Origin of the sequence: Wolbachia endosymbiont of Drosophila ananassae (genome assembly GCF_008033215.1) — a bacterium.
Lineage (GTDB): Bacteria > Pseudomonadota > Alphaproteobacteria > Rickettsiales > Anaplasmataceae > Wolbachia > Wolbachia pipientis.
On the sequence record NZ_CP042904.1, the window covers coordinates 1,347,196 to 1,368,880 of the forward strand.

At 35.4% G+C, this 21,685-nt stretch carries 19 protein-coding genes and 1 pseudogene; 11 read left to right on the forward strand and 9 right to left on the reverse strand.

The window, feature by feature from the left end:
• Nucleotides 1-35: 35 nt before the first annotated feature.
• The 3 genes from EA652_RS06590 (at nucleotide 36) to hemA (ending at nucleotide 4,074) form a co-directional block, all read left to right on the forward strand.
• A complete protein-coding gene (locus EA652_RS06590) occupies nucleotides 36-1,637 on the forward strand; it encodes a host RNA manipulator TomO (RefSeq protein WP_007548662.1) in 1,602 nt (533 codons plus the stop codon).
• A gap of 42 nt (nucleotides 1,638-1,679) precedes the next feature.
• Nucleotides 1,680-2,801 (forward strand): TomO hydrophobic C-terminal domain-containing protein, encoded by a 1,122-nt coding sequence (locus EA652_RS06595; RefSeq protein WP_039963871.1) that lies wholly within the window; start codon nucleotides 1,680-1,682, stop codon nucleotides 2,799-2,801.
• Nucleotides 2,802-2,865: 64 nt separating this feature from the next.
• Entirely contained in the window at nucleotides 2,866-4,074 is a 1,209-nt protein-coding gene (gene hemA, locus EA652_RS06600) for a 5-aminolevulinate synthase (protein WP_012673413.1), read from the forward strand.
• Between the two features lie 114 nt (nucleotides 4,075-4,188).
• On the opposite strand, the gene EA652_RS06605 is transcribed toward hemA, so the two are convergent.
• From EA652_RS06605 to EA652_RS06625, 5 genes are all read right to left on the reverse strand, one after another.
• Nucleotides 4,189-5,571: an IS66-like element ISWen3 family transposase gene (locus EA652_RS06605; protein WP_007548562.1), complete on the reverse strand. Its 1,383-nt coding sequence runs from the start codon at nucleotides 5,569-5,571 to the stop codon at nucleotides 4,189-4,191.
• Nucleotides 5,572-5,682: 111 nt separating this feature from the next.
• A complete protein-coding gene (locus EA652_RS06610) occupies nucleotides 5,683-6,378 on the reverse strand; it encodes an inositol monophosphatase family protein (protein ID WP_012673414.1) in 696 nt (231 codons plus the stop codon).
• 8 nt (nucleotides 6,379-6,386) lie between these two features.
• Complete coding sequence (gene efp / locus EA652_RS06615) at nucleotides 6,387-6,953, reverse strand: elongation factor P (RefSeq protein ID WP_012673415.1); 567 nt, start codon at nucleotides 6,951-6,953, stop codon at nucleotides 6,387-6,389.
• A 62-nt stretch (nucleotides 6,954-7,015) separates the two neighbouring features.
• On the reverse strand, nucleotides 7,016-7,522 hold the full coding sequence (gene rimM, locus EA652_RS06620) for a ribosome maturation factor RimM (RefSeq protein WP_006279718.1): 507 nt from the start codon (nucleotides 7,520-7,522) through the stop codon (nucleotides 7,016-7,018).
• Nucleotides 7,523-7,536: 14 nt separating this feature from the next.
• Nucleotides 7,537-8,712 carry an aspartate aminotransferase family protein gene (locus EA652_RS06625; protein ID WP_006280106.1) on the reverse strand — a complete coding sequence of 392 codons (1,176 nt, stop codon included), beginning with the start codon at nucleotides 8,710-8,712 and terminating at the stop codon, nucleotides 7,537-7,539.
• Between the two features lie 66 nt (nucleotides 8,713-8,778).
• Between EA652_RS06625 and EA652_RS06630 the strand changes: the two genes are divergently transcribed.
• The 3 genes from EA652_RS06630 to recF all read left to right on the forward strand — a co-directional run bounded on the left by EA652_RS06630 (nucleotide 8,779) and on the right by recF (nucleotide 11,977).
• Complete coding sequence (locus EA652_RS06630; protein ID WP_006280108.1) at nucleotides 8,779-10,206, forward strand: sensor histidine kinase; 1,428 nt, start codon at nucleotides 8,779-8,781, stop codon at nucleotides 10,204-10,206.
• Nucleotides 10,207-10,395: 189 nt separating this feature from the next.
• A complete protein-coding gene (bcp, locus tag EA652_RS06635; RefSeq protein WP_007548671.1) occupies nucleotides 10,396-10,863 on the forward strand; it encodes a thioredoxin-dependent thiol peroxidase in 468 nt (155 codons plus the stop codon).
• 16 nt (nucleotides 10,864-10,879) lie between these two features.
• The gene (gene recF, locus EA652_RS06640) at nucleotides 10,880-11,977 is read left to right on the forward strand and encodes a DNA replication/repair protein RecF (RefSeq protein WP_006280110.1); all 1,098 of its coding nucleotides are present in this window, start codon (nucleotides 10,880-10,882) and stop codon (nucleotides 11,975-11,977) included.
• A 669-nt stretch (nucleotides 11,978-12,646) separates the two neighbouring features.
• On the opposite strand, the gene EA652_RS06650 is transcribed toward recF, so the two are convergent.
• From EA652_RS06650 to EA652_RS06660, 3 genes are all read right to left on the reverse strand, one after another.
• The gene (locus EA652_RS06650) at nucleotides 12,647-12,967 is read right to left on the reverse strand and encodes a TrbC/VirB2 family protein (RefSeq protein ID WP_012673416.1); all 321 of its coding nucleotides are present in this window, start codon (nucleotides 12,965-12,967) and stop codon (nucleotides 12,647-12,649) included.
• 207 nt (nucleotides 12,968-13,174) lie between these two features.
• Nucleotides 13,175-13,531: a TrbC/VirB2 family protein gene (locus EA652_RS06655; protein WP_007548675.1), complete on the reverse strand. Its 357-nt coding sequence runs from the start codon at nucleotides 13,529-13,531 to the stop codon at nucleotides 13,175-13,177.
• 17 nt (nucleotides 13,532-13,548) lie between these two features.
• Nucleotides 13,549-13,890 carry a TrbC/VirB2 family protein gene (locus EA652_RS06660; RefSeq protein ID WP_012673417.1) on the reverse strand — a complete coding sequence of 114 codons (342 nt, stop codon included), beginning with the start codon at nucleotides 13,888-13,890 and terminating at the stop codon, nucleotides 13,549-13,551.
• A 136-nt stretch (nucleotides 13,891-14,026) separates the two neighbouring features.
• On the opposite strand from EA652_RS06660, the pseudogene EA652_RS07215 reads away from it, so the two are divergent.
• From EA652_RS07215 to EA652_RS06680, 4 genes and pseudogenes are all read left to right on the forward strand, one after another.
• Nucleotides 14,027-14,158: pseudogene (locus tag EA652_RS07215) on the forward strand (ribonuclease); the annotation flags it as partial.
• 214 nt (nucleotides 14,159-14,372) lie between these two features.
• Nucleotides 14,373-15,395: an IS110-like element ISWen2 family transposase gene (locus EA652_RS06670; RefSeq protein ID WP_007548332.1), complete on the forward strand. Its 1,023-nt coding sequence runs from the start codon at nucleotides 14,373-14,375 to the stop codon at nucleotides 15,393-15,395.
• Between the two features lie 211 nt (nucleotides 15,396-15,606).
• Nucleotides 15,607-16,332, forward strand: coding sequence for a YihY/virulence factor BrkB family protein (locus tag EA652_RS06675; RefSeq protein ID WP_007548515.1), 726 nt, complete (start codon nucleotides 15,607-15,609; stop codon nucleotides 16,330-16,332).
• Complete coding sequence (locus EA652_RS06680; RefSeq protein ID WP_012673418.1) at nucleotides 16,319-17,074, forward strand: SDR family oxidoreductase; 756 nt, start codon at nucleotides 16,319-16,321, stop codon at nucleotides 17,072-17,074. Before EA652_RS06675 ends, EA652_RS06680 begins: the two co-directional genes overlap by 14 nt.
• Before the next feature lie 480 nt (nucleotides 17,075-17,554).
• Here the strand turns inward: EA652_RS06680 and EA652_RS06685 are convergent, their stop codons facing one another.
• A complete protein-coding gene (locus EA652_RS06685) occupies nucleotides 17,555-17,716 on the reverse strand; it encodes a hypothetical protein (protein ID WP_238514577.1) in 162 nt (53 codons plus the stop codon).
• Nucleotides 17,717-17,854: 138 nt separating this feature from the next.
• On the opposite strand from EA652_RS06685, the gene carB reads away from it, so the two are divergent.
• Nucleotides 17,855-21,310, forward strand: coding sequence for a carbamoyl-phosphate synthase large subunit (carB, locus tag EA652_RS06690; RefSeq protein WP_006280156.1), 3,456 nt, complete (start codon nucleotides 17,855-17,857; stop codon nucleotides 21,308-21,310).
• The last annotated feature ends 375 nt before the right edge of the window (nucleotides 21,311-21,685 follow it).

Below are 21,685 nucleotides of genomic sequence, written 5' to 3' on the forward strand. Positions count from 1 at the left end.
CTATACTTAGCTTAGCTATTAATTAGGGGTAAAACATGTTTGGTTCCAATTTTAGAGACTTTGTATCACAGGATGCAACTTCACAGGGCCAATCAAATTCTGAAAGATTAATCAAAAGTTGGCATGGTTTTGAAAGATCAGATTCTGAAGATTCAGGTATTGAAGAAGGGTTTGAAGTTTTAGATGGCAAAAGTCAAGAGATACCAGCTAATCCATGTGATACACCCCCTGAAAATCTAAGTTTAGAGAATGCAATACTTGCAAACTTTCCTGATGGTTGTGATAGGTCGTTTACTGTAGAGTTAAAAGATGAAGATTCATATGGTATCATTCCTAAAAACTTAACTTTTGCTGAGATTATAAATATCTTAAATCAAGCTATACAAGAAGATAATTGTGAAGAATTAGACAAGGTTGTACAAAATATTGAAGATTATGAAGGCAGGTCTATTACGCTGGATAATGAAAATCTCAAAGATTTCTGTTCAAATCAACTTAATTTGGAGTTACAAAACGGAAGCAACCATCAACATATATATTCAAATGTACTATCACAATATAAATTTGATCAAGAGGGTTTCAAGTATGATTATTCAGTAAAAGAATTGGTACTATTGGCAATTGCAGCTAATGACAAGCTAGTAGAGCAATATCAGGATTTTCTTTTTGCTGAAGGAAATTTAAGTCTTTTACCTATACTTGTTGGTGGTCAAGAATACGTTAAAGCTTTTATAGGAAGATTCCATGATACTGATGGGATTTATGGAAGATTAAAAGATCAAACTATACAACTTGTTGAACCTAATAAGATTGACTTTTTCTCAGTTATAGCATTAAGAAAAGAGCAAGAATTATTAAATGCAGTTTTTGTCGAATACGTTTTAAGAGATTTTGGACAGGTGTTAAAAACAAGTAATCCTGATTCTTTGTATGGTGTGCTTGAAACAGCGTCTCTGATCAAAAATGAAGAATTCATCACGATAGTGCTGGGTGCATTTGAAAGATATATTAATAAGCTAACTAAAAAAGCCTCAACAGAAGAGTTATTAAAAAAGAGTTTTGTTACTTTATTAGAAACTGCGATAAGCCAGGAACACACATCTGTCATTGAATACCTGTGCAAACGATACACTAATAGTGCAGATCATGCCATTTACGATGTATATGAACAAGCATTTGCGGATGATAAAGTTATTACAATACTAGGGCAACAAATCCTGAAAAACATAGGAGCTCGTGGCAGAAAAGAAATTTATGATTTAATTCTGAAAACTGCATTGGATGCTGGCAATATTGCATTTATTGAGCACCTATGCAAAGAATGTGCTGAGTGCAGCAATGATGTTATTAATTATTTTGATCATAAACTTAAAAATAACGAATTTGATGAAACATATGAATCGATTTTAGTTGCATTGTCTAATACTGGAAGTCAAAACATTATAGCCAGTGTTCTAGCTCATGTTCAAATTTATCAAAGCATACCCAATAATAAACAGCAAGTAGTCAGGCAAACCATACAAAGTATACTGAGAAATGCTATAAAAGAAGCTAATTGTGAAGTTGTTGTACTCTTATGTCAGCATGTTGACCTAAAATTCGCAGCTCTTCAGGCAATATGCAAGGAAGAATTTTAGAAAGCTTTACCAGTAGTTGCAGAACAGCTTGAAAAAATAAGTATGGAACTTTCTCCAAGTATGACTCGTAATGAGTATCAAAAAAATAGAGATACTTTGAGTCATCTATATCTAATTAGAAATTTGTTAGAAAGTAGTAAATTAATCAATACTTCCAGTAAAGCAAATATACATACACAAGCGAATACACAAGTTAATAAAAGAAGCAGCAGTGATAATGCAGTATCACCTGTTATAAAAGGCGATACGGCTGTAGTAAATGAAGAGAATAACAATCAACCAAGCAGTCAAAGAAACCCAAAATCCAAAAGTGCTGGCAGTCAACAGACAGAAAAAAATGTTCTTGCAGGGGAGGAAGAAAATGCTATCTTAAATAACACAGGGGTTTCAACGCAGGAGCCTTTAATTAATAATTTTGAGGAGGGTGAAATCAAAAAAGGCAGCGGAAAAAAAGGTGTTAAGCAACTTGCCAGTCCTGTTAAGAAAAAGATTGATGGACTTATAAGCAAAACCAGTACTAACTCAAGAGAAGAACTCGAAAATATTCTAAAAAGTAACTCTCCTACTCTTGTACTACAATATGTAAAAAATAAAGAAGGTCCCTTTAAGGGTAAAGTAGAAGAAATTAAAAAAGAAATTAAAAACCATAATACAAAACAAGGTAATGTTAATATTTCACTGAACAACGATTTGCCAAATTCAGGAGACCAATCTACAAGTTCTAATAATACCGGAAGCAATAGTACACTTACCACAACTCCAGAAATTACGGGTTGTGAAAAGAAGTTGGGGGTAAGTGAAGTTTCTTCGAATGCTGACAATGTGTCTACAATTGGAGGTGTTATTAACAGTAAGGAAAAGCCTGCAGCAGTAGAAAAAACTAGTGCTATAAACAATCAATCAACCTCTATTACTGCAACACAAAATACGCAAAAGAGTAAGTGGCCTACCATAGCTACATGGACGTTAGCAGTAGCTGGAGTTGTTTCAGGAGTAGCTATTGCAGTTTATTTGGAAATGCTAGCTGCAGGAATAGCAGTTGGAGCTTGTTGTCTGGTTGCTGCTGCAGTTATATACTGCTGTACACCTAAAAGCCAAGTTGAAAACAACAAGGTTGACAAACCTTTCAACACGAAGGAAGCATCTACTACCGTATCTGTATAATAAATATTGTAGTTTACCATTTAATAATTTATTATAATTATATTAATTATTAGCGAATAAAAACTTGGTAAACTACGAAGAAATATTCTTAAATAAAATCAAAGATATAAAAGAGGAGGGGCGCTACCGTGAATTTACGCACTTTGCGTCATTGCCAGGTAGGCTCCCCCACATTATGGACTATGAAAGAAATAGGGAAGTAATAGTCTGGTGCAGTAATAACTATTTGGGAATGTCACAAAATGAGAGTGTAATTGCCGCTATCCAAAATTCATCTGTTGGCGCTGGAGGAACAAGAAATATATCTGGTACAACAAAAGAGGTTGTCGAACTTGAAAAATCCTTAGCTTGTTTGCATAAAAAAGAGGCTGCTTTAACTTTTGCTTGTGGCTACCTCGCTAACCAGACAACACTTAGCACTTTATCGTCTGTTATTCCTGGCGTAGTAATTTTTTCAGACGAGAAGAACCATTCTTCGATGATAGAAGGCATAAAATCAGGAAAAAGGCCAAAACATATATTTAAACACAATAATGTTAATCATCTAGAGCAGTTACTCAAGTCTATAGACAAAAAGACACCAAAAATAATAGCACTTGAATCCGTATATTCAATGGATGGCGATATAGCGCCGCTTGAAGCGATATGTGATCTTGCAGATCAACATAATGCAATTACCTATTTGGATGAGGTGCACGCAGTTGGCATGTATGGTTCACATGGTGGCGGAATTGCAGAAAGAGAAGGTCTGATGGATAGAATAACCGTTATTCAAGGTACACTATCGAAGGCTTTTGGAGTGATGGGTGGGTATATAGCATCTTCAAAGAGCTTGGTAGATGTAATAAGAAGTTCCGCTCCAGGATTTATTTTTACCACTGCTATGTCGCCTGTTTTAGCAGCGGCAGCAAAGGCAAGCGTTGAACACCTAAAATCAAGCAACATTGAAAGGGAAAAGCAAAAGCAAGTCGTTGAAAAAGTAAAAAACTCACTGAGAAATGCAGGAATTAACTTCATTCCAACAGAAACTCATATAATTCCAATAATAATTGGCAACTCAGAGTTATCCAAAAAAGCATCAAAATTATTATTTGATGAGTATGGAATATACGTTCAACATATAAATTACCCGACAGTTCCAAGAGGAACTGAGCGTTTCCGTATTACCCCTACACCTTATCATACCGATGAAATGATAGAGCATTTAACAGAATCTCTTGTAAAAGTTTTTGAGAAGTTGTCTATCTCTTTAGCCTGTTTATGCTATAGCTAGTACAGCCCTACGTCATACCGCGATTTATTCGCGGTATCTCAGCATGGATTCCGCTAACAAGTAGCGGAATGACGAGTTTTACGCTTATCAAATGTATCCGTTCAGGAGAGTGGTTTAAGAAACAATAGATAGGAGATTTTGGAAAGGATTGAGACCCCTTTGTTTCCAAGTTAAGTATAATGAAATTATCCGCTCAAGGAATGTATTTCCCCGCTTTGATTGTGTAAAATATGAGTTTTTGCGATAAACGACATAATGCCGAATTTGCCGTTCAGCGTGGTTATTTGTCAGCGGAATATTTTCTGGGTCATCTAAAAATTTCCACATCATTCTTTCAGATCTCAGAACATTTTTTGCAACTCGAGAGGCTCCAATTGCTTCAGGTAAACGAGATATCTCCTTCAAGTAATACTTTGTACGTTTTCTTAATTTTCTGGCACGTCTGACAAACCTCAAAACATCTATCTCACTTTTTAGTAAAGCTTTTTTTAGTGCAAATAATTCAGTGGCCACGTTTCTCAAGTAACAACCCAGAACTTTAACTTCAATATTCCAACTATGTGCTAATCTTTCAAAATCTCTTGATAAATGTGCCCAACAGATTTGCCTGTTTTTATCGGCAAAATAATTGTATGCTGCATACCTGTCAGTTATTACCAAGCTATTGCGATTGCAGAATTTACTATTTTGTAAAACTTTCATTCCTCTTGACTCTGTAAATTTTACAAAACTTGCCGTATTGCTTGCAAACATCCAACACCAAGCGAGTTTACCTTTGTTATAATGGCTCGTTTCATCAATATGTAGAACTTTACTCCTACTTATCTCTTGTTCGATCTGCTCATACATTTTTTTGCATTTTGAAGCAACTCTATGTTCACTATTTGATATGCTACCGACGCTTATGTTCAAATTGAAGATATCATTTACGACACTCGCTATTTCGCGTTTTGAATTTTTGTAGAATCCGCTGAACGCTGCAATTATTGACTTAACCCTTGGACCAAATGTATCTGGCGTAACACCTTCCGGTAACTTGCTACTTCTTCTCTTTCCGCATCTCCGACAACGGCCATGTTCTAACTGATATTCCACTACATAAGGCTTGATTTCTGGAAGATCAACTTTCTGATGAATATATGGTTTTTCACATATTGCAATTTCTCCTCCGCATTCGCAAGTATTAGGCAACTCTATCTTTACTACTTTATCTGCATCCATGTTGGCGCGAAAACTTCCTTTATGACCAACCTGACCGCCAATATTCCTTTCGCTTTTCGGCTTATTCTTTTTTATTTTATACAACTCTTTGGAACTTGGTATTGATGAATTTTTTGAGCTTAAACCGAGTCTTTCTCTTAACTCAGCATTTTCTATCTTTAAAGCCTTATTTTCTGCTTTTAAACTTTCATTCTCTTTTTCCAATCTTTCTATTTTTGCTTCTAACCTTTCTATTTTTTGCTGTAAATTTTTGCAAAGTTCTAAAAGGTTTACCATATTATTTCACTTTTGCTCTATGATTATCTTTTTAGATCACCTTGTCTACCTTATTCTGCCACTCCGCTGAACGGATACTATCAAATTGTAGGTAAACATAAATTACTTTAGCTATAGTTTTATATCTCCAGCAATAATCAATCCGTTGTCTTCTGTTAGCCTTCCACCGCTTTCTTGCAGAAAAAGTCTACCGAGCAAGGTTTTATATTTGTTAACTCCAGAATAAACTGTTCCTCTGTGCCTTCCTGCCGCAAGGTATGCAAAGCCTAAAATTGTTGAACCGATGGAGCGTACACTACTATTGCCAGGCAGCAATTTATTTAACAAATTACCACTTACATCTATTAGACCCCCTTCACGGCTTTTCACCCGCATTTTTATATGACGAGATCTAAAATCCTCAAGAAAAGCACCTTTCTTTTCTTCTGCCCAAAAAGTTTCTCTAAGAGCCGGAGCATCAATTACAGCTGCCACAACTTTATTTTTATGAATGAGACAGACTGATACTGCAAAATAAACCATGCAACTAGAAAAATTCTCCCTGCCCTCTATAGGCATAATAAACCAGGTATAAGTGTCATCTTTTACTTCTTGATCAGTATCATCTTCAAAAATAAAATCATAGTCTCGTTTGTAATCGTGCAAGCAATCGTATATGGTTTGCTTGGATTTTGAATAAGTTTTATTGATAAAGTCTGCTGATTTAACATTAGAGATTTGTAATTCATTAAAATCGCGCATAAGCTGCCTGGAAGCACTACGCACAGAATCAAGCATCACATTAATTCGTGGTGATGAGATGGACATTCTTCTTTTTACTCTTTCACTCTTTCATAATAGCTGTCATCTGGAGTATATACTACAATTTTATCCTCTTCTTTTATAAACTGAGGCACGTTAACGCGCATTCCGTTTTCCAAAATTGCAGGCTTATAAGAAGCAGTAGCAGTTTGTCCTTTAATAACAGACTCTGTTTCTTTCACAGCAAGTGTAACATAATCAGGCACATGCGCAGAAATTATTTTGTCTTGATAAGCTACAACTTTAATTTTCATGTTATCCTGTAGATAAATCTTTTTTTCTCCCAATAAATCCAAATTTATAGTGATTTGCTCGTAATTACTTGGATGCATAAGATTTACAATGTTTCCTTCAGTGAAAAGGTAAACATATTCCTCTTCATCTAAAATTGCCCTTCTGATTGTTGCATCAGAACGAAATCTTTCATAGTGTTTTGCTCCGGTTTTGATGTTTTTCATTTCGGCTTGTATGTATGCACCACCTTTACCAGGTTGAGTATGCATAATACCTACAACCAAAAATAATCCGCCGTTATGTTCCAACACCTGACCTGGTCTAATGTCGTTAGCTCTTTCTGCCATAATTACATTTTCAGTTTGATCTTACAATTATAAATAGCTTTATATAAATATCAAAGTCTTTATTAGTCAATAAATTCTGGTATATTTAATACTATATACCTCCCCTTTATATTTATATGTGGAAATATCTCTTTAGTGAAAGACAGCATAATACGTTTTTTTGTGCTGATAACTAAAATTTCTAATATATCCCCTGAGCCGAAATTATACACAGATTTTACATAGCCATATAATTCATTACTTTTCAGCCTTACTTCCATATCTACAAGGTCACTTTGGTAAAATTCATCCTCATCATTTAGCTCTGGTAACTTGCTTCTTTCTATATATAGCTTCTTATTCCTTAAAAGCTCTGCTTCATTACGGGAATTTACTCCGCTTATTGTAGCTATTACTAAATTATCACCTATGACGGATACTGAGTCTATTTTATAATTCTCATCACCACTTATTAGCTTACCATATAAGGAGATATTTTCAGGCTTTTCAGTAAAGGTTTTTACTTTAACAGCTCCTTTAATTCCGTGAGGAGAGGTAATAATTCCTAAGCATACCAGATTGTCGTTCATATTAATGCAAGTATCTAATCAGAAGATTTCTCAGATAAATATTGAGTCAAAATCTCGATGCCTTCATCAATCTCTTTTTCAGTGATAATGAGTGGAGGTAAAATTCTCACAACGTTATCTGATGTTACCCCAACAGTAAGCAAGCCGCGATGACTTAACTCTTCTGCAAACTTTTGATTGTCTGCTTTCACTTTTATTCCAAGCATTAACCCTTTCCCTCTTACTTCCTCTATTATTGGAAATTTACTTGCTAAGTCTTCTAGTTTATTTTTTAAGTATTTACCTCTAATTTCAACATTTTTCAAAAAGCCGGGGCTGAGCAATTCTTCGAGCACAGCATTACCTACTGAGGTTGCAAGCGGATTGCCACCAAAAGTGGAACCGTGCATACCAACTGCCATATATTTAGCAGCCTTTTCAGTTGCAAGACAAGCCCCCAGCGGAAACCCCCCGCCTATTCCCTTTGCAAGAGCACATATATCAGGTTCCACTCCTATATGTTCGTATGCGAATAATTTTCCTGTCCTACCAGCACCGCATTGTACGCAATCAAAAAATAACAATATGTCATTTTCATCACACAGCCTTCTTAGTTCTTTCATAAAGACTTCATTCATTACTTTGATACCACCTTGCCCTTGTATTGGTTCTATTAATATAACGCCTATACCACTTGAAATTGCTTTCTTTACGCTCTCAATATTGGGCTCGATGTTATCACACCAATCAATGTAGGGATTTAGTAATTCAGAAAATTTCTGTTTATCGTTTGTAGCACAAGTTAAAAAGGTTCTTCCATGAAATGCACCATGAAATGTTAAAATTCTGTGACGATTTTTATTGCCTTTTCCATTTTGATAGATCCTAGCAATCTTAAGTCCACATTCTACTGCCTCTGATCCAGAATTTGAGAAAAATACAGTGTCAGCGAAACTATTGTTTATTAATTTTTCTGCAAAATTATTGGCAGCAGGTATATTATAGGTATTTGATATATGCCATAATTTTTCTCCTTGCAATTTTAGAGCACTAATTAATCGTGAATTGGTGTGACCTAAGCTGCTAACGGCTATTCCAGAGTGAAAATCTACGTAGCGCTTACCGTCAATATCATACAAGTAAATATCTTTACCATAAGAAAAATTTATGTTAATAGGAGAATAAACTGGCAAAATAGGAGAAATTGTCATAAAATATTATATGCTAAATTTTATTATTAATAACATAAAAGCCGTTGTTTCGCAATGAGTAAGGATATGTATAAGATAGGTAAATTAATGTTTTCTGCACTGGGAAAAAACAAATACACAAAAGTTATCGCATTATTCTCATCAATTTTTATGATTTTATTCAGTGTGATATATTGTAATTATTTACTAAGGAGTAATTTCCTTTCTTCTTACCGTGATTCAAGTGTAAACTTAAAAAGTGTATTAGAAAATGGTATAATAAAAAAATACCATTATTTACTAATAGAAAAGCATCACATTAAATACAAAAATTTTGACTACATAAACCAACTAGTAAAACTACGTGCTGAATTATTACAATCAGTGAGCAAAGTAAAGGATTTCAGCTTAATACTGTATGATCAAAACGGCAGAATAATATTCAGTAATTTTAACACTCAAGATTATGATTATGAACAGTTACTTACAAACGATGAAATTGATAAATTATTAAGTGACCAAGAAATACTTTATACTACAGGAAATACATTAACTTCTATTTTCCCTATATTCCATGAAAATAGCGCTAAGCCGTCGTTTTTTTTGAAGATTCTTCGAAGCTACAATAATTCTTATGTTATAGCATATGGCCTATTTTTAATATTTTTAGGCTTATTATTAATAATTTTGATATTAATAATGTTCTATTTGCACTTTTCTAATACCAAAATGCTGGCCAAGCAACATAAAACTAACATTGAATTACAGCAGATAAAAGAGGCATTAGAGCAAGAAAATGCAAACAAGCTAAAGTTTTTTGCAAGCGTTACACATGAATTACGCACACCTCTTAATGCTATTATTGGATTTGCAGAGTTGATCAAAAATGAAACTTTAGGTTCAATGGATGACTCTCAATACAAGGAGTATGCAGACGATATATATAATGCAGGGACGCATTTACTTGCTTTAATTAACGATGTGCTCGATTTTTCAAAAGCTGAATCAAGTAGTTTAACAGTAGAAAAAGTGAAGTTTAACCTGAACAAAATAATAGATTCATGTGTAAATATGCTATTGCCTAAATTAAAAGAAGCCGGGATTAATTTAAAAAAAGAGATGACTAATAAACAATTATTAGTCATTGCAGATCCCAAGAGAATGAAACAAGTTATAATAAATTTATTATCAAACTCAATCAAGTTTACTCCTAAAGATGGTTTAATAAGAATGGTGATAAAAGAAAATATAGAAAAAAACTTATTAACCATTGAGTTTCATGACAATGGAATAGGAATAATGCAGCAGGATATATATAAAGTTATGTCTGTTTTTGGCCAAGCAGATTCGGGATATAGAAACGAAGGTACGGGCATCGGATTACCGTTAAGCAAGAAATTAGTAGAGTTAATGGGTGGAACTTTTGACATTAAAAGTGAAGCAAAACTTGGTACTACGATAACATTGAACTTCTTTTATGAAGAACAAACATGTGAAGATTCGATTGATTTTTAATAGGATCTATTTGATATGGCCTTACATCAGACGAAAACCACACTTTATCAAAAGCGGCAAGCCGAGAAGGTAGGCAGAAATTCATCAATAAGCCCCCGTCAAGAATCTTATCTGTTAGCTATATATAAAATTTGATACTCTGACTACAATATACTACTATAGATAGAAGTGTTATTAATGGAGCAAGGTATGGAATTAGCAGTAGGAAATAATGCACCCGATTTTAGCTTACCAACAGATTCTGGTGAAAATTTATCACTGAGTGAATTTTTTGATAAAAAAAATGTAGTTCTTTATTTTTATCCTAAAGACGATACTCCGGGTTGTACAATGGAGGCAAAAGGCTTTAGAGATAAAATAGATGATTTTTCTTTCCTTGACACAGTGATAATTGGTGTATCAAAAGATAGTGTTAAGTGTCACACTAACTTCAAAGCAAAATATTCTCTGCCGTTTTCTTTAGTTTCTGATGAGAATGCTGAAATGTTGGGAAAATATGGTGTTTGGGTAGAGAAAAGTATGTTTGGCAAAAAGTATATGGGAATAGAACGCACTACTTTTTTAATAGATAAAAAAGGTAAAATAGTGAAGATCTGGAAAAATGTAAAAGTTAGTGGACATGTTGATGAGGTTCTGGAAGAAGTAAAGAGAATATAAACTAAAGAATAGGTTAATGGCTACCCATTGCTACATAAAAAAGCTGAAATTACATAATTTTCGTAGCCACTCAAACTTTGAACTGGATTCAGATGATAGCTCAGTTGTAATAACTGGCAAAAACGGTATTGGTAAAACTAATATACTTGAAGCAATCTCGTTGCTTGCTAAAAGCAATGGAATGAAAAAAGCAAAAGCCAGTGAGATACAAAATAGATTCAGTAATGAAGATTGGGTAGTGCACTATGATTTTTTTAATGGAATGGATTTTAATTCAATTGGTATCGCAAAGAGTTTTGATAAGAAACTAATACAAATTGATGGAAAAACGCAATCGAGTTATTCATCTTTGTATAAGATATCCAATGTAATATGGCTGATTCCACAAATGGACTATGTTCTTCTTAATTCTCCAAGTGACAGATTAAAATTTTTAGACCGTATAGTCTCACTGTTTGAGGAAAATTACACTTGCTGCTACATGAAACACAGAAAAGCTAAACGTGAGCGAAGTAAACTGTTGAGAGAGAACACCTTGGACAAAAATTGGCTCTCTAGTCTTGAAAACATAATGGCCGTTAATGCAGTTAGTATTTTACGTATGCGATCGTCTGTTTTAAAGACACTACAAGACACAATTGATAACCATTCCGGTGAGCTTTTTCCGAAGGCAAGTTTGAAATTCAGCAGCCAGCTAACTTTGGACGATACTGCAGAATATTTTCAGAATCGTCTAAAGGAAAACAGAGAAAAAGATTCATTGACTGGTAGAGTAACTTTTGGTGTGCATAACGATAATTTTCGGGTTTTTTGTCAAAAAAGAAACGTACCAATAAATCTGTGCTCCACTGGAGAACAAAAGTTATTACTGCTTTCTATTATTTTATCCAGTGTAAAAGCAAGGTGTATTCATTACAATAAGGCACCACTTCTTCTACTTGATGATATAATGTCTCATCTGGATAAACATTACAGAAAGGCGTTAATAGAGGAAGTGTTAAGTATTCAATGTCAAACTTGGATAACTGATGTAAATCAAGATAATTTCAATAGCTATCTTTATTCTTTCAAGTTTTTTGAATTATCAAATGAATTAAATGCAAAACTTCCTTGACAAACCTCGCCAGCCCCCTTATCATGATACTGAAGGTATTCAGTTATCTTCATCTGTGCAGATTAAACAGCAAGAAAACAACGTAGTTGGCGTCTTATTTTTAATTTTTTACACTATGTGCACCTTATGTCTTCACAACATTTCTGGGTTTTTACCTATATAAGCTGAAACGCGCTTATAAGTCGTTTAAGACAGTATAGTACGCCAATTTTGCAGGATTAGAGAGTGACAACTAGCTAACACGGGGTTTCTTTTGCCTTTTTTTCTGCTTAGTAAATTTCTTAAACATTCAAACTAAGGTGAGTTGCATTCAAAAGCAGCTAAATTGCAGTGTTTAAGACTTAAAAAACGCCAATACTGAAAATAGACAATGACCAGGGCTTCTTTTGCCTTTTTTTTCATTTGGTAAATTTCTTAATATTCATAGCTAAACGACAACCGTTATTCCGCTGCTTGTTAGCGGCTGAGATACCGCGAATGAATCGCGGTATGACGGTATGCGGCGGCATGACGATAAGCCTTGTCATTCCAGCGCGTGACGCTGGAATCTAAACTTTAACTGATATGATTACAGAAAGAGAATTTATTAGGTATTCATAGACACTGAAAGTGGTCAGCTTGACCACTTTCAAGTAAAGAAAACTACGTTTGTGCCTCCAATAATTTCTATTACTTATCCGCTACTGCACCGTCTTTACAAATCACACCTCCTGGTGTTATTTTTGAAACGACTACAGGAGCGCCAAAAAACACAGCAGTGAATGCACCGAGTGCAAAAAGCGCTGGCCACGGCATTCTACCGAATATTGCAAGCAACGCTGCACCAATGATCACTATTGTGATCATTGGTCCACCTATGCCATGAGTATAGCCTATTATCTTGCATATCACTGATGATGTTGTATCACTTGTATCAACAAAAGCATCTGCAGCATTTGCATCAAACGCAAAGGAGAAAATTAAAACCGCAAGTAGAAGAAAATTTTTCATTATACCCTCCAATCATTTCTGTCCTAAGTTAGATTATTCTGCAATTTGAGTAAATGGTAAGGGTTCTAGTAAATTTGTCATCCTATCAGTTTATAAAAATTCCCGGATCTCAGTGTTATTCACTTGGACAACATTTATACAATTGTGGAATAATGGTGCTCCTTTAAGAAGCACCGTTTAGCTAATGCTTTTCTAAATCTGCAGCGCCTATTTTTTACACGCTCCTGTACTTGTATCCCAGTTGGTACCATCAGGGCAAGCAGTTGCACCATTTTTACAAATCACACCGCCTGGTACTATTTTTGAAACAACTACAGGTGCACCAAAAAACACAGCAGTAAATGCACCGAGTGCAAAAAGCGCTGGCCACGGCATTCTGCCAAATATTGCAAGCAATGCTGCACCAATTATTACTATTGTGATCATCGGTCCACCTATGCCGTGAGTATAGCCTACTATTTTGCATATTGTATTTGACGTTGCGTCATCAGTAACACTGCTAGCAAAAGCATTATCAAATGCAAAGAAGAGAATTAACGCCACTAGTAGAAGAAAATTTTTCATTATGCCTCCAATAATTTCTATGGCTTATTCGCTACTGCACCGTTTTGACAAATCACACCTCCTGGTGTTATTTTTGAAACGACTACAGGAGCGCCAAAAAACACAGCAGTAAATGCACCGAGTGCAAAAAGCGCTGGCCACGGCATTCTGCCGAATATTGCAAGCAACGCTGCACCTATTATCACTATTGTGATCATTGGTCCACCTATGCCGTGAGTATAGCCTATTATCTTGCATATCACTGATGATGTTGTATCATCTGTATCAACAAAAGTAGTACTTTGGTTGGGAACAGGAGGAGCACCTGCATCAAACGCAAAGGAGAGAATTAGAGCTACAACTAGAAGAAAATTTTTCATTATGCCTCCGATAATTTCTATTTAATGCTGGATTATCTACCATTTTGATTAAATTTAAGTAAATGGTGAGGATTTTTTTGCTTAAAAGTATCCTTTATTTCATTTAGAATACTTTTCTTGGTTCGTTTATATTACAGTGCTACAGAAATTTTACAGCATCGTTTATTGCCTTTATCGTGCTTTGATTGACACAATTCATAATGATGGAGTGGAGCATGCAGGGTATTTATCATTTTTAATTCTGTTATCAATATTTCCTTGTATCTTGAAAAAAGCATCTAGTGTTTTTAAGCTTAAGCATTAGGTGGAGAAGGGAAGAACTCTGGAAGATTCCTTAGATATAAAATCTGTAGAAAAGAAAAGAGTTCCCTTCTCAAAAGTAGAGGCTGGACGGTATCGTAGAAAGGCCTAAATGGTTCTAATTCTGTATTCACAAGGTAAGCCTTACTTTTCATTTTTAATAGTAGTATATGGAGTTATATATGATCAACAACTTTTTAGGTATAGATGTTTCAAAAGAACGCTTTGATGTTTCTCTCTCATTCATAAGTAAAAAAGGAAAGCGTGAAACTAGGAAAAGGAAATTTAAAAATGATGATACTGGGTTTCAAGGTCTACTGAACTTTCTACAAAAACATAACGTAGAAGAAGTAAAAGCTTGCATGGAATCCACTGGTTGTTATAGCGAAGCTTTGGCTGAGTTCCTCCACAACGCTGGATATTTCGTTAGTGTTGTAAACCCAGCTTGCATAAGATTTTATGCAAAAAGTAAGCTTACACGACAAAAGAATGACCAGACTGATGCAGAGATTATTGCAGATTATTGTCAAAGACAGGAACCTTCTCGTTGGACACCACCTTCTCCTGAAAAGAAAAAATTAAAACATCTTTATCGTTGCTCAAATGCGTTAAAGGATGAGTTAACATTAGCAAATAATCATTTAGAAAAGAAAGAGAGACTGCCTAAAGAAGTTGCAAATGCTTGGGAAGACCTTGCAATGAACATAGAGCAAAAAATAGAAACAATAAAAAACTCCATACGCGAACTATTAAAACAACACAAAGAATTGTTGGAAGATTTTCAACTCCTATTAACTATTCCAGGAATAGGAGAGGAAACAGCAATAGCTATTTTAGCTGAAATTCCTGGTATAAAAGCCTTTATAAATGCTAGGCAATTGGCAGCATATGCTGGAACTATACCACAAAATATAACATCAGGCTCATCCGTACATGCCAAGCCCAGATTAAGTAAAACCGGTTCACGAACATTACGTAAAGCAATGTACTTTCCTGCTATAGCAGCTAAAAAGCATAATCCTATCATTATGGCTTCTTGCGAAAGATTAAAAGAGAAAGGCAAGCATGCTATGGCCATAGTTGGTGCTGCAATGCGTAAGTTACTTCATATAGTTTTTGGTGTTTTAAGTTCAAAAAAGGCCTTTGATCCAGATCATATCAAGAACTATAGGGCTAAAAGGTTAACTGAAGGTTTAGTACTTTAAAATCAAAAAATGCTTCTAATTCATCTTATGTAAAATGGCATCTTACACAAATTTATTGAATGTTGTTGGTTAGTGGATATGTTGATAAGTAAATTTCTGCTGTTTTATATGTAACTAATTTACTTATCAACATATCCACTAACTATAATCTGTATACTGCTACACAGTTGGAAGTATTTTTTGATTTTATTATGCAATTTGGAGAATTTTTATGACTTTTTTGTTGACTAACAAGACGGTATCTTTTCTCATCGTTTTAATGGCTGTGGCGTCAACATTCGCAAATTTTTTAGACCAGTACAACATTGGCTGGGTATTTATCATTGATAACATGCCACAGGATATTTTATCATCTTTGATGCCGCGTATTAGGGAGATAATATCAGGCCCGCCGCAAAGCTTACTAACTTTAGCAATTGTAGGTGCTGTTTGGACCGCTTCATCGACAATTGAAGGGCTTAGAACAATACTCAATAAGGCCTATAAAGTTCCGGTTTCGCCGCCTTATATATTAAGAAGAGTACTAAGTATATTACAATTTTTAGTAATCACGCTTATTATAACTCTAACTATAGTGTTTTCTACACTAGTACCAATGCTAATTGATTTTTCCTATCAGGGGCTAAGTTATACTAGGTATTTACTTATTGAATTTGTACTTTTCACAGTAGTCTCTTGGCTATATTTTATGTTACCAAACATAAAACAAAATTTATCAGACGTATTTCCTGGATCTTGTGTAGCTGTTATTCTTTGGACGATTTCTGCTTCAGCTTTTAAGCAATACTTAAAAGCTTCCTTTGACCAACTGGATTTGATATATGGAAGTTTAGGTGGTGTGGTAGTGTCATTACTATTTTTTTATATGCTAAGTTTGATTTTTATATATGGAGCAAAATTCAATTTTCAGCTAAAATATTTCAATGGATCTCGCTAAGGAGAAAGAAATGGGTAAGTTAGAAGGTAAAGTAGCTTTAATCACCGGAGCTTCAGGTGGAGTAGGCTCTGCTGTTGCAAAAAGGTTTATAAGAGAAGGTGCATGTGTGATTCTGATTTCAAGATCTCTTGATAATCTCAAGCCACTATATAATGAAATTGAAGAGCTTGAAGAATTTAAAGAAGGCTCTGTGAAACTAATTCAGCTTGATCTTTTAGACTTTGAGAATGTAAAGATACTGACAAACATGATAGAAAGCCTGAAATTATCAGAATCTGGAGCACTTGATATATTAGTTGCGTGTGCTGGAATTTTAGGCAAACTGAACCCCATTCATGACTGTGAGATTGAAGAGCTACAGAACGTAATGAATACAAATTTTACTGCCAATTGGTACTTACTAAAAAACTTAGATCCAATGCTAAAAAAGTCTAATGCTGGAAGAGCGATATTCATGACCTCAGAAGTGACACTTTCTCCTTCCTCTTATCCATATTGGATGCCGTATGCTGCAAGTAAAGTTGCACTAGAAATAATGGTGCAGATATATGCATCTGAGACAAAACATACAAAATTATGTGTAAATGCTGTATACACGGAAGGACCTGTGGGTAGTGAGCAGGCATTTCCTGGATCTGAATTGGTGTCACCTGATAAACTAACAGATAAATTTGTGGAATTAGCTTCTGAAGACTGCAGCATATCAGGAAAAATCTTACCGCTCAGCAAATCTCCCGAATAAATTACCATAGTATCTGCAAAGATACCGTTAAGCCCACAACTGTATGAACATTGTGATTTGAGAGTAATCTCCACTAGGAAGGATGTCATCCCAGTGCCTCTATGGTGTCATTCCAGTGCTTGACACTGGAATCTAGTCTTTATTATGCAGCCACTTATTTAAAGTTAAGTTTTCTGGATCCCAGATGGCTTTGTTGCATCGCTAGCTATGATGGATTAAAGATAAAAAAGGTGGAGAATATCAGTAGCTTATTATTCTGGTATTTATAACAAGAACGGTCAGTGAATACCTAAATTTGAGTAAAAGAAATTTCACTACCACTCACTAATCCGGCTAAAATTCAAGAATTTCAATGCTTTAGCTATTTTCAATAGAATTAAATTTATTAATATAAATAACAAGTTACTATTCTTAAATTTGATCAGATTGATTGCAAAAAAAACAAGATTTTCAATAAGTTGCTTATAATCCTAATTATAGTTAGCCTTTCATAAGTAGCGATGCAACAAAGCCATCCCAGACTGGGATGACACCTCTGGGCACTGCCGTCATAAAGGAACCAGTGTCAGCTACTTGAATGACATCATTTGCTGTGCAATTTACCTTCAAAAATGAATGTTTGTACAGCTGTGTGTCAAGCACTGGAATCTGCCACGCAAATTGCAATGTTCGTACAGTTATGCGTCAAGCCTAAAAGTAATTAGCTAATAGGTTTAATAAAAATTCACATATACAGGAAAGATTGGTAACATTACTTGAATAGAGACCGTTATTGTAATTATGCCGAAACGCACAGATATAGAATCTATATTAGTAATAGGAGCAGGCCCAATAGTTATAGGTCAGGCATGCGAGTTTGATTATTCCGGAACGCAAAGCTGTAAAGTATTAAAAAGTGAAGGTTATAAAGTCATTTTGGTTAACTCCAACCCCGCAACTATAATGACAGATCCTGAGTTTTCTGATGCGACGTATATTGAGCCGGTACTGCCTGAAATCATAGAGAAAATTATAATTAAGGAGAGGCCAGACGCAATATTGCCAACAATGGGCGGGCAAACAGCGCTCAATTGTGCAATAAAACTTGCAGATGATGGAGTGTTAGACAAATACAACGTAGAATTAATAGGGGTAAATAGAGAAGCAATAAAAAAAGCAGAGGATAGAGAGTTATTCCGCCAGTCCATGGATAAAATAGGACTGAAATACCCCAAAAGTATCATTATAAAAAATCAAGAACGAATAAAAGAGGCTTTGGATTACATTGGATTACCAGCAATTATCCGCTCGTCATTCACTCTTGGTGGCGCAGGTAGTGGCATAGCATATAATAAAGAGGAGTTTTTCAATATCGCAGAAAGTGCTCTCAAAATTTCGCCAATAAATGAAGTTCAGATAGATGAATCAATTATCGGCTGGAAAGAATATGAAATGGAAGTTATCCGCGATTGTAAAGATAACTGCATAATAGTCTGTTCGATAGAAAATGTTGATCCGATGGGAGTGCACACTGGGGATAGCATAACTGTTGCTCCTGCTTTGACTCTGCGTGACGTAGAATACCAACAGATGAGAAATGCATCTATAGCAGTGCTGAGAGAAATTGATGTTAGTGCCGGTGGTGCAAATGTTCAGTTTGCAGTGAATCCTAAAGAAGATGGAAGCCTCGTTGTAATTGAAATGAATCCAAGGGTTTCTCGTTCTTCTGCACTTGCTTCGAAAGCAACAGGCTATCCTATTGCAAAAGTTGTAACTAAACTTGCTATTGGCTATTCCCTCGACGAAATACGTAACGACTGTGCTCCAATAATACCAGCAGCATTCGAACCAGTGATTGATTATATCGTCACTAAAATTCCTCGATTTGAGTTTGAGAAATTTAAAGGAACGAATTGTGAACTATCAACCTCCATGAAATCAGTGGGAGAAGTAATGTCTATAGGCCGCACTTTTAATGAGTCACTGCAGAAAGCTTTTCGTTCACTTGAAACTGATCTTACAGGACTTGATGAAGTGTTTCCTGAGAACATTGATATTGATCACGTAAAATCTCAATTAGCAAAATTGCTACCAAACAGATTACTGATTGCTGCTGACGCAATGCGCCACGGAATTAGCATAGAAGAAATAAATTCGATTACAGGATATGACTTATGGTTTCTGCAAAATATACAGCAAATTATATTAACTGAACAAAAAATCAAGGAAAATGGATTTCCTGGAACTGCGTACGAAATGTTAGAGCTGAAAAAAATGGGATTTTCAGATGCAAGATTAGCAAAGTTAAGTAATAGACCTACCTCTGTCATTCCAGTACCCTCTAATGTCATCCCAGTGCGTGACACTGGGATCCAGCCAGCGTTACACGCTGGAGATCGAGTAAAACAAATCGAAGAAATAAGAAAAAAATTTGGCATTAAACAAGTTTATAAACGCGTAGACACCTGTGCAGCTGAATTTGAATCGAGCACTGCTTATATGTATGGCTGCTATGAGGGTGATGTTGAAAATAAAACGGAATGTGAGGCGAATATTTCTGACCGAGAAAAGGTTGTCATTTTAGGAAGTGGTCCAAATCGCATTGGTCAAGGTATTGAGTTTGATTATGCATGCGTACATGCAGCTTCTGCCGCCAAAGAAATGGGGTATGAAACAATAATGATCAACTGTAATCCAGAAACTGTCTCAACTGACTACGATACCGCTGATCGTTTATATTTTGCCCCACTGATTGCAGAGGATGTGCTTGAAATACTTAGTAAAGAGCAAGAAAATGGCACACTGGTTGGTGTAATAGTTCAAATAGGTGGTCAAACACCTTTAAAGTTAGCCAAAGTGCTTAACGAGAGAGGTTTCAAAATTCTGGGAACTTCGTTTGATTCTATTGACCTTGCAGAAGATCGCATGAGGTTTAAGAATCTTGCTTTGCAACTTAATTTAAAACAACCTGGAAGTTCTATCTGCTATTCAGTAGAAGAAGCGTTAACCAATGCAGAAAAGGTGGGGTTTCCACTAGTAGTCAGGCCATCATATGTCCTCGGTGGTCAATCCATGTCGATTAGACACGATACTCAGAGCTTTAAAGAGTATGTCTTGAATCAAACCAAAATTTTTGAACACGGATCGCTGCTTCTTGATAAATTTTTAGTCAATGCAGTTGAGGTTGACGTTGATGCTGTATGTGATGGGGAAAAAGTTTTCATTGCAGCGGTCATGGAGCACATTGAAGAAGCTGGTATCCACTCTGGCGATTCAACATGCTCAATACCGACAAATACATTGAGCGACGAAGTAATAAAAGAGATTAAGCTACAAACTGAAAGAATAGCATTAGCATTAAAAGTGAAAGGTCTGATAAACATTCAGTTTGCTGTTCAAGAGAATAGACCTCTTGCAGAACCTGTTTGTGATGAGAAATTTTTAGGAAAAGTGCAGATGAGCACCACAGAATACTCGAATGTATTTGAGGAGCGCAGACAAGCTTTGACGACAAAATTGCCTTCAGAAATCGAGTTATGCAAGAGGTCTAGTGATGTATACATACTTGAAGTGAATTTAAGGGCTAGTCGCACAGTTCCTTTTATTTCCAAGGTAATCAATATTCCTATTGCAAAGCTTGCCACTCAGGTTATTTTGGGTAAAAAATTGAATCAGGAAAACAAGCCTTTCAATCATTTTGCAGTTAAAGCTGCTGTTTTTCCATTTACCCGCTTTGCAGGAGTGGATACTTTACTTGGTCCTGAAATGAAATCAACAGGAGAAGTGATGGGAATCGACTCATCTTTCGAAGCTGCACTTGCAAAAGTGCACATGGCTGCAGGATACAAGTTACCAACAGAAGGAGCAGCTCTGGTTTCAGTAAAAGATGATGATAAAGAGTATATATTGCCTGTTGTACGAATGTTGAAAGAACTGAGTTTTGAAATATATGCAACCAAAGGTACGGCTTTGTATCTGAACAATAACGGCATTGCTGCAAAAGCTGTAAATAAAGTGAGAGAAGGCAGACCCCACATAGTTGATATGCTCAAAGATGGAAAAATAAATCTAGTGATTAATACTTCAAAAGGTGTAAAGTCAGTCTCAGACAGCAAAGATATCAGGAGAACTGCTATTTTGCAAAATATAGCTTACAGCACCACAGCTTCCGGAAGTAAAGCGTTAGTGCTTGCAATTCAATATGTAAAGAATAGCAAACTGGAAGTGAAATCATTACAGCAGATACAAAACGTTTAAATATCAAAACTAGAATAATTCACTCTCAAAATGCTAAAGAGAACATAATAAAAAGATGGGAATTTTGAAGGAAATAGTATACCTAAAGAATCAACTAGCGTAATTGAACAGCCAAATGCTGCAACGAATGCTCCACAATCTCACCTAGAGGACACTTCCCTTATATGTTAAGAACAAGTCTTTATAAATATCAAAGTAGTGATATTAAAGACACACAGAGAAGAGGAACCGTCACGCCCCTTGATTATAAGAATCGTTGTTCAGCAAGGTTCTCTTCTCTGGTTTATTATACTGAAAGTTCCGAACAACTGATTGAGCTTTTAGGCTCGTATATAAGGCTGGAAAATGCAGTATATGTTATTATTACGGAGGAAT

Coding starts and splice junctions, on each gene's coding strand:
- EA652_RS06670 (WP_007548332.1), top strand. CDS start 14,373: ATGATCAACAACTTTTTAGGTATAGATGTTTCAAAAGAACGCTTTGAT.
- EA652_RS06605 (WP_007548562.1), bottom strand. CDS start 5,571: ATGGTAAACCTTTTAGAACTTTGCAAAAATTTACAGCAAAAAATAGAA.
- bcp (WP_007548671.1), top strand. CDS start 10,396: ATGGAATTAGCAGTAGGAAATAATGCACCCGATTTTAGCTTACCAACA.
- EA652_RS06610 (WP_012673414.1), bottom strand. CDS start 6,378: ATGTCCATCTCATCACCACGAATTAATGTGATGCTTGATTCTGTGCGT.
- EA652_RS06625 (WP_006280106.1), bottom strand. CDS start 8,712: ATGACAATTTCTCCTATTTTGCCAGTTTATTCTCCTATTAACATAAAT.
- EA652_RS06650 (WP_012673416.1), bottom strand. CDS start 12,967: ATGAAAAATTTTCTTCTACTTGCGGTTTTAATTTTCTCCTTTGCGTTT.
- carB (WP_006280156.1), top strand. CDS start 17,855: ATGCCGAAACGCACAGATATAGAATCTATATTAGTAATAGGAGCAGGC.
- EA652_RS06680 (WP_012673418.1), top strand. CDS start 16,319: ATGGATCTCGCTAAGGAGAAAGAAATGGGTAAGTTAGAAGGTAAAGTA.
- EA652_RS06675 (WP_007548515.1), top strand. CDS start 15,607: ATGACTTTTTTGTTGACTAACAAGACGGTATCTTTTCTCATCGTTTTA.
- EA652_RS06660 (WP_012673417.1), bottom strand. CDS start 13,890: ATGAAAAATTTTCTTCTAGTTGTAGCTCTAATTCTCTCCTTTGCGTTT.
- EA652_RS06630 (WP_006280108.1), top strand. CDS start 8,779: ATGTATAAGATAGGTAAATTAATGTTTTCTGCACTGGGAAAAAACAAA.
- rimM (WP_006279718.1), bottom strand. CDS start 7,522: ATGAACGACAATCTGGTATGCTTAGGAATTATTACCTCTCCTCACGGA.
- EA652_RS06590 (WP_007548662.1), top strand. CDS start 36: ATGTTTGGTTCCAATTTTAGAGACTTTGTATCACAGGATGCAACTTCA.
- efp (WP_012673415.1), bottom strand. CDS start 6,953: ATGGCAGAAAGAGCTAACGACATTAGACCAGGTCAGGTGTTGGAACAT.
- EA652_RS06595 (WP_039963871.1), top strand. CDS start 1,680: ATGGAACTTTCTCCAAGTATGACTCGTAATGAGTATCAAAAAAATAGA.
- EA652_RS06655 (WP_007548675.1), bottom strand. CDS start 13,531: ATGAAAAATTTTCTTCTACTAGTGGCGTTAATTCTCTTCTTTGCATTT.
- recF (WP_006280110.1), top strand. CDS start 10,880: ATGGCTACCCATTGCTACATAAAAAAGCTGAAATTACATAATTTTCGT.